This is a genomic window from Castellaniella sp. WN, assembly GCF_054457555.1.
This window is the reverse complement of the sequence record NZ_JBTKZC010000001.1, coordinates 2,903,871-2,918,829: the sequence shown is the minus strand read 5'-3', so window position 1 is coordinate 2,918,829 and position 14,959 is coordinate 2,903,871. Positions and strand designations below refer to the sequence as shown.

General features: G+C 67.8%; 11 protein-coding genes and 2 pseudogenes. 8 read left to right on the top strand and 5 right to left on the bottom strand.

Going from position 1 to position 14,959, the window contains the following annotated elements; genetic code table 11:
- Positions 1 to 29 precede the first annotated feature (29 nt).
- A pseudogene (locus tag ACTPOE_RS13715) lies at positions 30 to 410 on the top strand (LysR substrate-binding domain-containing protein); the annotation flags it as partial.
- Positions 411 to 425: 15 nt separating this feature from the next.
- On the opposite strand, the gene ACTPOE_RS13710 reads toward ACTPOE_RS13715, so the two are convergent.
- Complete coding sequence (locus ACTPOE_RS13710) at positions 426 to 887, bottom strand: Lrp/AsnC family transcriptional regulator (protein WP_458872675.1); 462 nt, start codon at positions 885 to 887, stop codon at positions 426 to 428.
- A gap of 134 nt (positions 888 to 1,021) precedes the next feature.
- Here ACTPOE_RS13710 and kynU point away from each other — a divergent pair, with 134 nt between their 5' ends.
- From kynU to ACTPOE_RS13695, 3 genes are all read left to right on the top strand, one after another.
- The gene (gene kynU, locus ACTPOE_RS13705; protein ID WP_458872674.1) at positions 1,022 to 2,272 is read left to right on the top strand and encodes a kynureninase; all 1,251 of its coding nucleotides are present in this window, start codon (positions 1,022 to 1,024) and stop codon (positions 2,270 to 2,272) included.
- A 67-nt stretch (positions 2,273 to 2,339) separates the two neighbouring features.
- On the top strand, positions 2,340 to 3,752 hold the full coding sequence (locus ACTPOE_RS13700) for an amino acid permease (RefSeq protein ID WP_458872673.1): 1,413 nt from the start codon (positions 2,340 to 2,342) through the stop codon (positions 3,750 to 3,752).
- A 41-nt stretch (positions 3,753 to 3,793) separates the two neighbouring features.
- Entirely contained in the window at positions 3,794 to 4,561 is a 768-nt protein-coding gene (locus ACTPOE_RS13695; protein ID WP_458872672.1) for an alpha/beta hydrolase, read from the top strand.
- A 500-nt stretch (positions 4,562 to 5,061) separates the two neighbouring features.
- Here ACTPOE_RS13695 and ACTPOE_RS13690 read toward each other — a convergent pair whose 3' ends face one another.
- Both ACTPOE_RS13690 and uraD read right to left on the bottom strand, forming a co-directional pair.
- Positions 5,062 to 5,574 (bottom strand): ureidoglycolate lyase, encoded by a 513-nt coding sequence (locus ACTPOE_RS13690; protein ID WP_458872671.1) that lies wholly within the window; start codon positions 5,572 to 5,574, stop codon positions 5,062 to 5,064.
- Positions 5,575 to 5,659: 85 nt separating this feature from the next.
- The gene (gene uraD, locus ACTPOE_RS13685; RefSeq protein ID WP_458872670.1) at positions 5,660 to 6,190 is read right to left on the bottom strand and encodes a 2-oxo-4-hydroxy-4-carboxy-5-ureidoimidazoline decarboxylase; all 531 of its coding nucleotides are present in this window, start codon (positions 6,188 to 6,190) and stop codon (positions 5,660 to 5,662) included.
- Positions 6,191 to 6,318: 128 nt separating this feature from the next.
- Here uraD and ACTPOE_RS13680 point away from each other — a divergent pair, with 128 nt between their 5' ends.
- A complete protein-coding gene (locus ACTPOE_RS13680) occupies positions 6,319 to 7,251 on the top strand; it encodes a LysR family transcriptional regulator (protein WP_458872669.1) in 933 nt (310 codons plus the stop codon).
- A 133-nt stretch (positions 7,252 to 7,384) separates the two neighbouring features.
- Here the strand turns inward: ACTPOE_RS13680 and ACTPOE_RS13675 are convergent.
- Positions 7,385 to 8,647: pseudogene (locus tag ACTPOE_RS13675) on the bottom strand (NCS2 family permease); the annotation flags it as partial.
- 262 nt (positions 8,648 to 8,909) lie between these two features.
- The gene (locus tag ACTPOE_RS13670) at positions 8,910 to 9,884 is read right to left on the bottom strand and encodes a LysR family transcriptional regulator (protein ID WP_458872668.1); all 975 of its coding nucleotides are present in this window, start codon (positions 9,882 to 9,884) and stop codon (positions 8,910 to 8,912) included.
- A 138-nt stretch (positions 9,885 to 10,022) separates the two neighbouring features.
- Here ACTPOE_RS13670 and xdhA point away from each other — a divergent pair, with 138 nt between their 5' ends.
- Genes xdhA through xdhC form a run of 3 tightly spaced genes read left to right on the top strand, consistent with a single transcriptional unit; the run spans position 10,023 to position 14,945 of the window.
- Positions 10,023 to 11,507: a xanthine dehydrogenase small subunit gene (xdhA, locus tag ACTPOE_RS13665; protein WP_458872667.1), complete on the top strand. Its 1,485-nt coding sequence runs from the start codon at positions 10,023 to 10,025 to the stop codon at positions 11,505 to 11,507.
- A gap of 22 nt (positions 11,508 to 11,529) precedes the next feature.
- Positions 11,530 to 13,893, top strand: a complete 2,364-nt coding sequence (xdhB, locus tag ACTPOE_RS13660) for a xanthine dehydrogenase molybdopterin binding subunit (RefSeq protein WP_458872839.1) — start codon at positions 11,530 to 11,532, stop codon at positions 13,891 to 13,893.
- Positions 13,893 to 14,945 (top strand): xanthine dehydrogenase accessory protein XdhC, encoded by a 1,053-nt coding sequence (xdhC, locus tag ACTPOE_RS13655; protein WP_458872666.1) that lies wholly within the window; start codon positions 13,893 to 13,895, stop codon positions 14,943 to 14,945. The genes xdhB and xdhC overlap by 1 nt, the downstream gene beginning before the upstream one ends.
- Positions 14,946 to 14,959 lie beyond the last annotated feature (14 nt).

The following is a 14,959-nucleotide window of genomic DNA, read 5'->3' as shown; positions in this document are numbered from 1 at the left end:
GCCAGCCACCCCCGTCGCGGCGGCCGGACTGCGCCCCCGAGGACCTGCCGGACTATCCGTGGATCGTGCCGTCCGACGCGCCGCCGGTGCGCGGGCAGGCGGACCGGTTCTTTCGCGGCCATGGTCTCCCGATTACCCACAACCAGATCGTCTCGCTGTCGATGCTGACCAATCTGGGCATCCTGGCGCGGTCCGCCACGCTGGCCATGTTGCCCAGCGTGGCGGATCGGCCGCTGATCCACGCGGGGGGCCTGCTCGAGGTCCCCATCCGCGTGCGCGTGCCGTTCGGCACCATCGGCTACAGCCTGCGGGCCGACCGCGAGCCGGTGCCGGCGGCCCTGTTCATCGGCGTCCTCAAGGAAGTCGGGGTACGGGTGCAGGACACCGACGGAATCCCGCCGGCGGGCTGAACCCCGGCGCGGGAATCAGAGCGGCACGCGACCGCTCAGCGGCTTCAGCTCGCCGAGCACGATCTGCGAACAGATCTTGGTGACGCCCTTGAGCTTGTTCAGCCGGTTGACCACGAACCGGGAGAACTCCTCGAAATCACGGGTGCGCACGAGCAGCACGTAATTGGTCTCGCCGGTCACGATGTAGGCGCTGACCACTTCGGGCATCAGACCGATCTCGCGCGTGAAATATTCGTGCTCGGCTTCGCTGAGCTGGCCGATGTTCAGGTCGATCAGCGCCTGGATGTCGAAGCCCAGCTTCTTGGCGTTCAGGACGGCGTGGTAGCCGTCGATGTAGCCGCTTTCCTCGAGCAACTTGACGCGCCGGTGGCAGGCCGACGGTGACAAGGCGACCATGTCGGCCAGTTCGAGATTGCTCAGGCGGCCGTTCCTCTGCAGGATGCCCAGGATCTTGACGTCTACGGGATCCATTTTCATGATCAGAATATCCTTTGACTTATATTGTAGATACTCGAATATCATTCCGATATTTACACTTATGGTTAGAATATTCGAATAATTTCCCCGCGCTTCCTTGATAGACTTTTTTCAGGAAAACACAAGGAGGCATCATGATCACACTGGAACAGTGCCGGGCCCGCGACCAGGCCGATGGATTGGCCGGTCTCAGGCAGCAGTTCGACTTGCCCGAGGGCGTCCTTTACCTGGACGGTAATTCGCTGGGCGCCATGCCGAAGAATGCGCTGGCGCGCGCCCAGGACGTCATCCGCCGCGAGTGGGGCGTCGACCTGATCAACAGCTGGAACAAGAATGACTGGTGGACGATGCCCACGCGCCTGGGCGACCATCTGGCGCCGCTGATCGGCGCTGGCGCCGGCGAGACCATCGTCACCGACACGACTTCACTGAACCTGTTCAAGGTCGTGGCCAACGCCGTGGACATCCAGCGGCGCGCGCATCCGGAGCGGAAGGTCATCCTGGCTGAGCGGGACTCGTTTCCCACGGACTTGTACGTGATCCAGGGCCTGGCCGGGCTCCTGGAACAGGGATACACCCTGCGGCTGATGGACCGTCCCGAAGACCTGGACGCGGCCGTGACCGGTCAGACCGCCGTGGTGGTGCTGTCGCACGTCAATTACCGGACCGGCTACCTGTACGACATGCGGGCGGTCGATGAGCTGGTGCATGCGCGGGGCGCCCTGGCGGTCTGGGACCTGTGCCATTCGATCGGCGCCGTGCCCATCGGCTTGAAGGATGCGGACGCGGATTTCGCCATCGGCTGCACCTACAAGTACCTGAACGGCGGCCCCGGCGCGCCGGCCATGCTGTGGGCTCATCCCCGGCACCGGGCCGATTTCCGGCAGCCCCTGTCGGGCTGGTGGGGGCATGCGCGGCCATTCGACATGGCGACCGACTACGTGCCCGATCCCGGCATCCGCAGCTTTCTGTGCGGCACGCAGCCCATCGTGTCCATGAGCCTGGTGGCGTGCGGGGTGGACATCTTCTTGCGGACCGACATGGAGAAGATCCGCCGCAAGTCCCTCGCCCTGACCGACCTGTTCATCCAGCTGGTGGAACAGGAATGCGCCGGCCAGGACCTGACGCTGGTGACGCCGCTGGACCACAAGTACCGCGGCAGCCACGTCAGCTTCCGCCATCCCCGGAGCTACACCGTGGTGCAGGCGCTGATCGCCCGGGGCGTGATCGGCGACTACCGCGAGCCCGAAGTCATGCGCTTCGGAATCACTCCCCTGTACCTGCGCTTCGTCGATGTCTGGGACGCCGTCCAGCACCTGAAGGCAGTGCTGGAGCGGCGCGAATGGGACCGGGACGAGTTCCGCGAGCGCGGGCTGGTGACGTGACCCCGGACCCGGCCCTTGGGCCGGGCCGCCAACCATACAAAAACAAGATGGAAATCAGGAGACAGACATGGACGGATTCGACAAGATCCAGTCCCGCGAGGCGGGGCTGCACAAGAAATTGACCGCGCGGCAGATGAGCATGATCGCCATCGGCGGCGCAATCGGCACGGGCCTGTTCCTGGGCAGCAAGTTCGCCATCGGATTCGCTGGCCCGGGCGTGGTCGCGAGCTACGTCATCGGCGGCCTCATCGCGCTGCTGCTGATGGGCTGCCTGGCCGAAATGACGGTGGCGCATCCCACGTCCGGCTCGTTCGGCGCCTACGCCGAGCATTACATCAGCCCCCTGGCGGGCTTCCTGGTGCGCTACTGCTACTGGTCCAGCATCGTGCTGGCCGTCGGCACGGAAGTCACCGCGGTGGCCGAATATATGAAATTCTGGTTCCCGGACGTCGCCGCCTGGATCTGGATCGTCGGTTTCTCGGCGGTGCTGATCGGCGTCAACGCCTACAGCGTCAAGGCTTTCGGGTCGGTGGAATACTGGTTCTCGGCCATCAAGGTCTTCGCCATCGTGGCCTTCATCATCCTGGCGATTGGCGTGCTCGCCGGCGGGCGGGGCGCGGTGCCGGTGGTGGAAAACCTGACGGGCCAGGGCGGCCTCGTGCCCAATGGCTGGAGCGGGGTCTGGATCGGCGTGATCATCTCGATCTTCAGCTATTTCAGCATCGAAATGATCGCCGTGGCGGCGGGCGAGGCCGAGCATCCCGAGCAGGCCGTGCGCCAGGCCTTCAAAGCAACCGTGGCGCGGCTGGTGATCTTCTACCTGCTGTCGTTGTCCCTGATCGTGATGCTGGTGCCCAGGAAGACCCTGGTGGCCGACGGCACGACCAGCCCTTTTATCACGGTGATGCAGTCCGTGGGCATCCCCTACGCCGACAGCATCCTGAACTTCATCGTGATCGTCGCGGCCTTGTCGGCCATGAACAGCATGCTGTACATCTCGACCCGGATGCTGTTCAGCCTGTCGCGGGCCGGAGACGCGCCGGTGGCGCTGGGCTGGATCCGCTACAACGGGGTGCCGCTCAACGCGCTGGCGGTGTCCGCCAGCGGCATCGCGGTGGCGGCATCCGTGTATGTCGTCAATCCGGATGCGGCGTTTCCCATCATGATCGCCCTGTCCATGTTCGGCGTGCTGTTCACCTGGGGCATGATCTTCTTCACCCACCTGTTCTTCCGCCGCCGCATGGCCCGGGACAGGACGACGCTGGCATTCCGCATCATCGGCTATCCGGTGGGTACCCTGCTGGGCCTGGGCCTGATCCAGGCGATCCTGCTCACCACCTGGTTCATCGACATCTTCCACGCTACCCTGGTGTTCGGCGTGCCCTTCATGCTGGCGCTGCTGGCGGTGTACGGGGCGCGGCACCTGCGGCGGAGGATGGGCGGCGATCGGGCCTCCCGGCTGGCGGCCGGGCGGGATTGATCCACGCCTGGCGCAGGCTCGCCGCTCCGTGAGGAGGCACGATGGATCCGAGACTCTACGACAACAGCCGGACCGTCGCCGACGAGGCGGCGGTGCTGGCGGATTTCGTCCGGCGCAGCCGGCAGGCGTATCGGGACTTGCCGCATCGGCGGGACGTCCCCTACGCCGATGGTTTTCGCAGCACGCTGGACGTCTTCGAGTGTCCGGATGCCGTGGGAACGGTAGTGTTCATCCATGGCGGCTACTGGCAATGGTGCGACAAGGCGGATTTCGCTTTCATCGTCCCGCCGATGCGGCGGCAGCGCTATCGCTGCGTCCTGCTGGAATACGACCTGGCGCCGCGCAGCCGGCTGGCGGACATCGTGCGACAGGTCGGCCGCGCGCTGGATTTTCTGCAGCGGCAATCCTGGGCCGGCCGGCCATTGATCCTGACGGGACATTCCGCCGGGGCGCATCTGGCCGCCTGCCATATGGCTCATCCCGCCGTGGACGCCGTCCATCTGCTGAGCGGTGTGTACGAACTGGCGCCGATCCGCGACACGCATCTGGATGCGGCGCTGCAACTGAGCGATGACGACATCGAGCGCTACAGCCCGGCGCGCATGCGGGATGGCGTCCCGGTCCCCTGCGAAGTCGTCGTGGGCGCCCTGGAGCTGCCTGAACTGCGGTCGCAAAGCGCCCGGTTTGCGCGGCATCTGCGGCAGGCGCGCGTTCATGCTCCGGTGTCGAGCCGGGTGCTGCCGGGTCGCAATCATTATGACATCCTCGATGCCTATTACGCCTCGCTGCCGCGTCTTGCAGGGCATTAGGCTCGGGACCTGGATACCCTCTGCTTGACGGGCATCCACAGCCTGTGGATTTCATCATGGAACCACAAAGGCCGTTTACGAGTTTGTCGAGGCCGAAGTCCGGGACTCCGGCCACACCGTGCGCCAGGCGCGCACCCTGGACGCTGGCGCGCATCTATGAACTGTTGACCAAACTATGAACTGCTGATCCTGGACGAAGCCACCGAGGGCCTGTCGCCTCTGGTGCGCCAGGAGATCTGGGCTGCGCTGGCCCTGCTGCGTCGCGAGGGCATGGCGATTCTGGCGATCGACAAGAACCTGGCGTCGCTGCTGCAACACGCCGCTGCTGCAATTGGTGGACCGCCATTACATTGTCGAGAAGGGCCGGGTCGTCTGGGAGGGCGATTCGGATGCGTTCAGGTCCGATCCATCCGTCCGGGGAAAATACCTGGGCGCCTGACGGCGGCCGCCCCGGCCGGCATCGGGGCCGCCCACCGCGTGAACCCGTTCGCGGAATCGGGTCAGCCCAGTTCGGGAATCACGCTGGGCGCTTCCATCCGGACGATGTCGCAGTTATCGTCCGGACCGGCGCGATCGATGATCAGAAAGTCCGACACATCCTCCAGCGCCAGCAGCGGATGGTGCCAGACGCCGCGCGCATAGTTCACGCCCTGGTCGCCCCGGCACAGGAATACGCGCAGGTCGGCGACCGTGGGCGCGGACGCGGGGGCCGCGACCACGACGAGGTAGGGACGTCCGGACAGCGGGATGAAGGCCTGGCTGGCCTTCGGGTGGCGCTCCATCATGGTGACGGTGAACGGCAGCGTGCGCGGCAGGCCGCGGAAGATCGAGACGATGGCGCGGCCGTCCTCGCCTGGATCGATGCGTGCCAGGTCATGATAGCGTTCGGTGTTGCCTTCGTTGATGGTGAAATGCCTGACCGAGTCGTCCGCCTGGATCACATCGCCGAAAGGCGCGAAGGCTTCACGCGTCAGGGGTTCGATGGTCAGGGACGTCAGCGTGGTGGCGGTCATGGGGGACTCCGTGAAAATCCCGGTGCGGCGCCGGGATCGGGCGATGGATCATGCCGGATGACGCGGGGCCCGGCGGCCCCGGGCGTCAGACGGCGAAGCGGGCGTCGAGGCGGAAGCGCGCGATCTGCCCGATCTGCTCCAGGCAGGTGTCGAATTCGGCGTCCCGCTCATTGTGCAGCCGTTGTTCGATGGCGTCCATGATCTGGTAGCGGCTGCGGCCCTTGACGGCGATCACGAAGGGAAAACCGAACCGTTCGCGGTAGGCGGCGTTCAGGCCGCGCAGGCGCCGCAGCTCTTCGGGGCTGCACTGGTCCAGGCCGGCGCCGCGCTGCTCGCTGGTCGAGTCGCTGGTCAGGGTGCCGGCGGCGGCTTCCTTTCCGGCGAGCTCCGGGTGGGCCGTGATGAGGGCGAGCTGTTCGGCCGGGCCGGCTTCGCGCACCACGCGCATCATGGCCCGGTGCAGCGCTTCCACGTCGGCGAAGGGCCGGGCGGCCCAGGCGCGTTCCGGAATCCAGGGGGAATGTTCGAAGATCGCCCCGAGCTCCCGGGAGAATTCGGCCCGGGACAGGGAGGACAGTTCGTGCAAGGTCATGACAGGAAGGGATGAGTGCATCATGATGGAAAGTCTACGGTGTATCGCGCGCCAAAAGAAGGGCGCGGCGCGGTATAAGTGGTATATGCTGTGCCGCATTCCCGGGGGCTGGCGGATGCCGGACGGCCCCCGCCCGAATGGAGAGCCCCACGATGTCGACGCGACGCGGTAGCGAAACGCTGGATACGTACCTGCTGAAGGTGTTCAGCATCCTCATGGCCGAGCGCAGCGTGTCGCGCACGGCGCTGAAGCTCAACCAGTCCCAGCCCGCCATCAGCGTGGCGTTGAAGAACCTGCGCCAGATCCTGCGGGACCCGCTGCTGGTGCGCGAGAAGGGTGGCATGGTGCCGACCGACCGCGCGCTGGCCATCCTGGAACATGCCCGCACGGCGCTGAGTTCCATCGACTCGATGCTGGAAGCCGGGGAAACCTTCGAGCCCGGCAGCAGCCGCCAGATGTTCCGTATCGGCTCGCCGGACTACCTGGCGCCGGCCTTCGCCGCGTCGGTGGTGGCGCGCTTCCGCCGCGAAGCGCCGCATGCGCGGCTGGTACTGCATTCCCTGGGGCCGGATTTCGATTTCGAGCATTCCCTGGCCGAAGGCGAACTGGACGTGGTGATCGGCAACTGGCCGGAACCGCCCGACCGCATGCATTTGTCGGTGCTGCTGGAAGACGAGATCGTGTGCCTGATGGCGGCCGATCATCCGTTGGTGCGCCGCGGCATGACGCTGGAGGACTACCGGCGCGTGCCGCACGTGGTGCCGACCCCGTATTCCATCACCCAGCGCGGCATGATCGACACGGTTCTGACGTCCCTGCGCATCCAGCGCGAGGAATGCGTCGAGGCGCAATCCTTCATGCTGGCGCCCTACTTGCTGCCCGGCACGGACCTGGTGTTCACCACTACGCGGCATTTTGCCCGCTATTACACGGAGCTGCTGCCGCTGGCGGTCCTGAAATCGCCGGTCGAATTCCCGCCGATGCGGTTCTATCAGCTGTGGCATGCGCGCAATCATCATGCGTCCTCCCATCAATGGCTGCGTCACCTGTTGGGGGACTGCGGCCGGGGATTAGGCCGGACATAGGTATCTGCGGCCTGTCCTGTGCCTGCCGAATCGGAGCCGCTTGCAAGCGGCGAGGTGGAGAGCGGTTACAGCTGAAGATGGTCCGCTCCGGCCCTGAATGCTGGCCGGGGCGGGCCGCCAGCGCCACGGCGGTTCAGATGGCCCAGCCACCCAGGTAGAACACGGCCAGGGCAATGGCGATGGCCAGGGTGCCGACGTTCAGCTTGCGCCATTCGCCGGCGAACAGGCGGCCGATGACCAGGGTGCAGAAACCCAGCATGATGCCGGTGACGATGTTGCAGGTCAGCACGATGAACACGGCGCAGACCATGCCGGCCATGGTGTCCACGGTGTCGTCCAGGTGCAGCTTGCGCACGCCGCCCAGCATCAGCAGACCGACGTACATCAGGGCCGGCGCGGTAGCGTAGGCGGGCACCAGCGCCGCCAGCGGTGACAGGAAGATCAGGGCCAGGAAGCCCAGGCCGACGATGGTGGCGGTCAGGCCGGTCTTGCCGCCGGCCGCGGTGCCGGCCGCCGATTCGATGTAGGCCGCCGCCGGGGCGCCGCCCAGGCCGGCCGATACGATGGAGCTCACCGAGTCCGCCGTCAGGGCGCGGCCACCGTTGATGATCTGGCCGTTCTCGTCCAGCTGGCCGGCCTGGCCGGCCACGGCGCGGATGGTGCCCGTGGCGTCGAACACGGCCGTCATGACCAGGGCGAGGACGCTGGGGATGACCAGCGCGTTGAGCGCGCCGCCGACGTCCATGGCGCCGATCAGCGAGTGCTCGCCGCCGAAGGATGGCAGGGCGAAAAGTCCCTTGAAGGTCACGGCCGGATCCCAGACCAGGCCGAAGGCCGACAGCGTCACGATGACCAGCAGGATGCCGCCCGGCACGCGCCGGCGTTCCAGGCCGAAGATCGCCGCCAGGCCCACGACCGACAGCAGGGCCGGCATGGCGCTGATCGCGCCCAGGGACACCGGCAGGCCGGGGCCTGGGTTCTTCACCACCAGACCGACTTCATTGGCGGCGATCAGCAGCAGAAACAGGCCGATGCCGATGCCGGTGCCGTGCGCGATGCCGGCCGGCAGGTTGCGCAGGATCCAGCTGCGCACCCCGGTGGCCGAGATCGCGGTGAAGATGACGCCCATCAGGAACACCGCCCCGAGGGCGACGGCGGGCGACAGGCCCTGGCCCAGGACCAGGTCGAAGGCCGTGAAGGCCGTCAGCGAGATCGCGCAGCCCACGGCGATCGGCAGGTTGGCCCACAGCCCCATCAGCAGCGAGCCGAAGGCGCTGGTCAGACAGACGGCGATGAAGACCGAGGAAGTGTCGAAGCCCGCCTTGCCCAGTATCGCCGGGACGACGAACACGGAATAGACCATCGCCAGGAAGGTCGTCAGACCGGCCAGGGTTTCCTGGCGCACGCCAGTGCCGTGGGCCGAAAGCTGGAAGCGCCGTTCGAGCCAGGGCGCTGCGGTTGTGGAAGTTGCGGGGGCGCCAAGCCCCGCCGGCAAGGCGTGTTCCTGCTCGCTCATGAGCGGTGTCTCCTGAATGGTTAGCGCCTTCTGATGGGGCGGGCGCTTGAGGGGTTGGACCATTCTAGGGACGCGATTGCGGGCTGTGTGCGGGCCGGCCTGATGACGAATATCAAGCCCGGGTGATGTCTTCCGGGAGGCGTCAGGGTTTGTCGGGATGCCGCGCGCCGGCACCCTGGCGGTCGCTGTCGAGGCTGGCCTGCAGCATGGCGGCGACCTTGGCGATGCACTGGCGCAGCCAGACGACTTCCGGGGCGCCGTGGCAGCGGCGGTGCCACAGCAGGTAGAAGCGCATGGGCGGGAAGGGCAGGGGCGAGGGCAGGATGGAGATGGGCAGGTAGCGCGCGTAGTGCTGGGCGAACTGCCGGCCGGTGGTGAAGATCAGGTCGGTGCGCAGCAGCATGCCGGCCACCTGGCCGAAATACGGGATGGTCATCTGGATGTTGCGTTTCAGGCCCTGGGACGCCAGGTGGCCGTCGATGAAGCTCTGGCGTTCGGTTACGTGGGGAAAGGGCGCCAGGTGCGGCAGTTCCAGGTAGTGCTTCAGGGTGAGTTCACGGTGGGCGGCCGGGTTCTGGCTGCCGATCATACAGACGACCTCGTCGTCGAACAGCCGCGCCATGTGCATCTGCGGCGGCGGTTCGAGCCAGTTTCCGATCACCACGTCCAGGCCGCCGTCCTCCAGACCGCCCGCGTAGTCGTAATCGGCGTTGATCGGGTGTACGATGAACTTGGCGTGCGGCGCCTCCCGGCGCAGGATTTCGGCGATGTTCGGCAGGAACATCGCGTCCAGGTAGTCCGGCGCCCCCAGGTGGAATTCCCGCGTCGACCGGGCCGGGTCGAAGGCCCCCGGCGGCTGGGTGATGCGCTCGATGGCGCTCAGGGCCTCGTTGGCGTGCGCCAGCAGCTCCAGGCCGCGGCCGGTGGGCACCATGCCGATCTTGCCGCGCACCAGGATCGGGTCGCCGGTGATGTCGCGCAGGCGGCGCAGCGAATTGCTCAGGGCCGGCTGCGACAGCCCCAGCTTGATGGCGGCGCGCGAGACGCTCTGCTCGGTCAGCAGGATCTGCAGGATGCGCAGCAGATGCGTGTCCATGGGTTCGCGGGTTCGTTGCATCGGCCTATTATTCACGGGCGTGCGCCGCCCGTCCACCGAATCCCGGCATGATGTTCCCCATCATCCCGAGTGAATGGCCGGGGCGGTGACGCGGTGATATCGTGGACGCAACGCCTGTTCAATGAAAAGAGGGATGCGATGGAGACCGATGTCATTCGCTTTCACTATCGTGGCCAGATCCACGAAGTTTCCGGTCAGCCCACGACCCGCACCGTGCTGCAGTACCTGCGCGAGGACCTGGGCTGCATGGGCACCAAGGAAGGCTGCGCCGAGGGCGACTGCGGCGCCTGTACCGTCATGGTGGCCGAGTCCGACGGACGGGGCGACGTGGCCATGCGGGCGGTGAATGCCTGCATCCAGTTCCTGCCCACGCTCGACGGCAAGGCGCTGTACACGGTCGAAGATCTGCGCGGCGAAGACGGCGCGCTGCACCCGGTGCAGCAGGCCATGGTCGATTGCCACGGGTCCCAGTGCGGCTTCTGCACCCCGGGTTTCGTCATGTCCCTGTGGGGCATGTACCTGGCGCACGGCCCGCATGATCCCGCGCCCACGCGTACCGAGATCGACGACGCGCTGTCGGGCAACCTGTGCCGCTGCACGGGCTACCAGCCCATCGTGCGCGCGGCCGGCGAAATGTTCAACTACCCCGCCGTGTCCTTCGACCGGGCGGCCCTGGCCGACATCCTGGCCGCGCTGCGGCGCGACGACGTCTTCACCTACACGCACGAAGGCCATACCTTCCATGCGCCGCGCACCCTGGCCCAGCTGGCGCGGCTGCGCCTGGACCATCCCGACGCCCGCATCCTGGCCGGCAGCACCGACGTGGGCCTGTGGGTGACCAAGCAGTTCCGCGACCTGCCGCACCTGATCTACATCGGCCAGGTGGCCGAACTGCGCGACATCCGCCTGGAAGGCGACGACCTGCTCATCGGCGCGGGCGCGCTGCTGAACGACGCCTTCGATGCTCTGGTCGAGCATCTCCCCGAACTGGCCGAAATGCGCCAGCGCTTCGCGTCCTTCCCGATCCGCAACGCGGGCACGTTGGGCGGCAACGTGGCCAACGGTTCGCCGATCGGCGATTCCATGCCGGGTCTGATCGCCCTGGGTTCCAGCATCATCCTGCGCCGGGGAGACCGGGTACGCGAAATGCCGCTCGAAGACTACTACCTGGGCTACCAGAAGAACGCGTCCGAGCCCGGCGAATTCGTGCAGGGCCTGCGCGTGCCCGTGCGGGTGGCCGGCCGCCAGTTCCGCCACTACAAGCTGTCCAAGCGCTTCGACCAGGACATCTCGGCGGTGTGCGCGGCCTTCGCCGTGATCCTGGACGGGTCCGGCGTGGCGAAGTCCGTGCGCACCGGTTTCGGCGGGGTCGCGGCCACGCCCAGCCGCGCGCGCGCCGTGGAAGCCGTCCTGCGGGGCCAGCCCTGGGACGAGGCCCATATCCGCGCCGCGATGGACGCCGTGGGGCAGGATTTCAAGCCTCTCACCGACATGCGCGCCAGCGGCGAATACCGCCTGCTGGCTTCGCGCAACCTGCTGTACCGCTTCTACCTGGAAACCGCCCCTGGGGCGCCGCTGGCGACGCATCGGGTCAGCACGGCCGCGTTGGCCGACATCGCTTGAGGGATCCGTCATGAACATGCGCATCAATGTGCCGGTCGAACCGGACCGGCTGGCCGTCGCCAACGACCGCATTCCCCGCCCCGTCGAGGGCGAACCCGCCGCGGGCGCGTCCAGTCCGCACGAATCCGCCGCGCTGCACGTCACCGGCGAGGCCGTCTACACCGACGACATCCCGGAGCTGCGCGGCACCGTCTACGCCGCCCTGGGCCAGTCGGCCAAGGCGCACGCCCGCGTGCGCGGCATGGACCTGGACGCGGTGCGCCGCGCGCCGGGCGTCGTCGCCGTGTTCACGGCCCGCGACATTCCGGGCGAGAACAACTGCGGTCCGGTGATCCACGACGATCCCCTGCTGGCCGATGAACTGGTCCAGTACGTCGGCCAGCCGCTGTTCCTGGTGGTGGCCCGCTCGGTGGATGCCGCGCGCCGCGCCGCGCGCCTGGGCAAGATCGACTACGAGGAACTGCCTCATCTGCTGACGCCGGTGCAGGCGAAGGAAGCCGATTCCCGCACGCTGCCCGACATGCGCCTGGTCCAGGGCGACGTCAAGGCCGCGCTGGCCGCCGCGCCGCGCCGCCTGAAGGGCACGTTCGACTGCGGTGGCCAGGAGCAGTTCTACCTGGAAGGCCAGATCGCCTACGCGATCCCGCGCGAGAAGGACGGCATGCTGGTCTGGTGCTCCACCCAGCACCCGACGGAAATGCAGGCCGTGATCGGCCACACGCTGGGCTGGCACGCCCACCAGGTCCAGGTCGAATGCCGGCGCATGGGCGGCGGCTTCGGCGGCAAGGAATCCCAGTCGGCGGTCTTCGCGTGCCTGGCCTCGGTCGCCGCGCACCGGCTGCGGCGGCCGGTGAAGCTGCGCGCGGACCGCGACGACGACATGATGATCACCGGCAAGCGCCACGGTTTTCATTACGAATATGAAGTCGGCTACGACGACGAGGGCCGGATCCTGGGCATGCGCCTGGACATGACGCTGCATTCCGGCTTTTCCGCCGACCTGTCCGAAGCCGTCGCCAGCCGCGCCGTGTGCCACTTCGACAACGCCTACTACATCCCGGCGGCGGACGTGCGCGCCATGTGCGGCAAGACGAACACGCAGTCGAACACGGCCTTCCGCGGCTTCGGCGGCCCGCAGGGCGCGCTGCTGACCGAAGTCGTGATCGACCGCATCGCCCGCGACCTGGGCCACGACCCGCTGGACGTGCGCCAGGCCAATTTCTACGGCATCGAAACGCGCAACACCACTCCCTATGGTCAGGTGGTCGAGGGCAACCTGATCGAGCCGCTGGTGGCCGAGCTGGTCGCCAGTTCCGACTACCGGGCGCGCCGCCAGGCGGTGAACGATTTCAACGCGTCCAGCCCCATCCTGAAGAAAGGCCTGGCGCTGACGCCGGTGAAGTTCGGCATTTCCTTCAACGTGCCGGCCTTCAACCAGGCGGGCGCGCTGGTGCACATCTATCGTGACGGCTCCGTGCTGGTGAACCACGGCGGCACGGAAATGGGCCAGGGCCTGAACACCAAGGTCGCCCAGGTCGTGGCCAACACCCTGGGGCTGGACCTGGACTGCGTGCGCGTCACGGCCACCGACACCTACAAGGTCGCCAACACCTCCGCCACGGCGGCCTCCACGGGCACCGACCTGAACGGCAAGGCGGCCGAGGACGCCGCGCTGCAGCTGCGCGCGCGCCTGGCCGACTTTGCCGCCCGCAAGTACGGCGGCAAGCCCGAGGACGTGGTCTTCGCCTGGCGCCAGGTCAACGCCAACGGCCGCAACATCCCGTTCGGCCAGCTGGCCGACGAGGCCTACTGGGACCGCGTCCAGCTGTGGTCCGACGGCTTCTACGCCACCCCGGGCATCGTCTGGGACAAGGCCACCATGCACGGCCGGCCGTTCTTCTACTTCGCCTTCGGGGCGGCGGTGTCGGAAGTGGTGGTGGACACGCTGACCGGTGAATGGAAGCTGCTGCGTGCCGACATCCTGCACGACGTCGGGGCGTCCATCAATCCGGCGATCGACCTGGGCCAGGTCGAGGGCGGCTACATCCAGGGCACGGGCTGGCTGACCACCGAGGAACTCTGGTGGCGCGAAGATGGCCGGCTGATGACGCACGCGCCGTCCACCTACAAGATCCCCGCCATCAGCGACTGCCCGCGCGATTTCCGCGTGCGCCTGTTCAGGGCGCAGAACCTGAAGGACACCGTGCATCGTTCCAAGGCGGTGGGCGAGCCCCCGCTGCTGCACGGCATCAGCACCTTCAACGCGCTGTGCGACGCGGTGGCGGCGGTCGGCGACGGGCGGACCTCGCCCGACCTGACGGCCCCGGCCACGCCGGAAGCCCTCCTGAAGGCGGCCGAGGGCCTGCGGAAACGCAGCGCAGCCTGATGCACGCGTGGATCGATCAGGCCCTGTGGTGCCTGGATCGGCGACAGGCGGCGGTGCTGGTCACGGTCGCCTGGGTCCAGGGATCCGCCCCGCGCGAGGCCGGGGCGAAGATGCTCGTGTCCGCCGGCCACCAGTGGCTCACCATCGGCGGCGGGCACCTGGAATGGAAGGCCGCCGAGTTCGCCCGGGCCCGCCTGCGCGCGGACGACGGCCCCGACCGCTGGATCGAGGCCCTGCCCCTCGGACCGGCGCTGGGCCAGTGCTGCGGCGGCATGGTGCATCTGCTGTTCGAGCGCCTGCGGGAATCCGACCGCGGCTGGCTGGAAGCCCTGCGCACCGGCTTGCAGTCGCCGGCCGGCCGCATCCGCGAAGTCGGCCTGGGCGGAGCGGGCGCGGCGTCCTGGGTGCGTGTGTCAGCGCCGGACGAGGCGGATGCGGCGGCCGACGGCGGCCTCGCGGACGCGGCCGGCCCCGACGCCGACCGGCTGCTGCGTCCCGACCCCGTCCTGGGCTGCCTGACGCTGCGCGAGGCCGTGCGCCCCGATCCGCTGCATGTGGTGATCTTCGGCGCCGGCCACGTCGGCCAGGCCCTGGTGCACATCCTGGGCACCCTGCCCTGCCGGGTGACCTGGGTGGACGCGCGCGACGACCTGTTCCCGGACGCGGTGCCCGCCAATGTGTCGACCGAGGCGACCGACACGCCCGAGGCCGTGATCGACGACGCCCCGCCCGACAGCTGCTTCCTGATCATGACCCATGACCACGCGCTCGACCAGCGCCTGTGCGAACAGCTGCTGCGGCGCGACGACGTGGCGTATTTCGGCCTGATCGGCTCGCAGACCAAGCGGCGCAAGTTCGAGCATCGTTTCCGCGCGCGCGGCATCGCGCCGGAGCGGGTCGCGCGCATCGTCTGCCCCATCGGCGAACCCGGCATCGAAGGCAAGCAGCCCGCCGTGATCGCCGTCGCGGTCGCCGCCCAGCTGCTGCGCCTGCGGTCCGAGCGTGAACGGCGGGCCGCCGCGCCGGCACGGGCCGAAGCCCCCGTCCATTGATTCCGTCGGACCCA

Excerpts from the sequence above, each read along its gene's own strand:
- ACTPOE_RS13700 (WP_458872673.1), top strand. The coding sequence starts at position 2,340 with ATGGACGGATTCGACAAGATCCAGTCCCGCGAGGCGGGGCTGCACAAG.
- ACTPOE_RS13695 (WP_458872672.1), top strand. The coding sequence starts at position 3,794 with ATGGATCCGAGACTCTACGACAACAGCCGGACCGTCGCCGACGAGGCG.
- ACTPOE_RS13680 (WP_458872669.1), top strand. The coding sequence starts at position 6,319 with ATGTCGACGCGACGCGGTAGCGAAACGCTGGATACGTACCTGCTGAAG.
- ACTPOE_RS13670 (WP_458872668.1), bottom strand. The coding sequence starts at position 9,884 with ATGCAACGAACCCGCGAACCCATGGACACGCATCTGCTGCGCATCCTG.
- kynU (WP_458872674.1), top strand. The coding sequence starts at position 1,022 with ATGATCACACTGGAACAGTGCCGGGCCCGCGACCAGGCCGATGGATTG.
- ACTPOE_RS13690 (WP_458872671.1), bottom strand. The coding sequence starts at position 5,574 with ATGACCGCCACCACGCTGACGTCCCTGACCATCGAACCCCTGACGCGT.
- xdhA (WP_458872667.1), top strand. The coding sequence starts at position 10,023 with ATGGAGACCGATGTCATTCGCTTTCACTATCGTGGCCAGATCCACGAA.
- uraD (WP_458872670.1), bottom strand. The coding sequence starts at position 6,190 with ATGATGCACTCATCCCTTCCTGTCATGACCTTGCACGAACTGTCCTCC.
- ACTPOE_RS13710 (WP_458872675.1), bottom strand. The coding sequence starts at position 887 with ATGAAAATGGATCCCGTAGACGTCAAGATCCTGGGCATCCTGCAGAGG.
- xdhC (WP_458872666.1), top strand. The coding sequence starts at position 13,893 with ATGCACGCGTGGATCGATCAGGCCCTGTGGTGCCTGGATCGGCGACAG.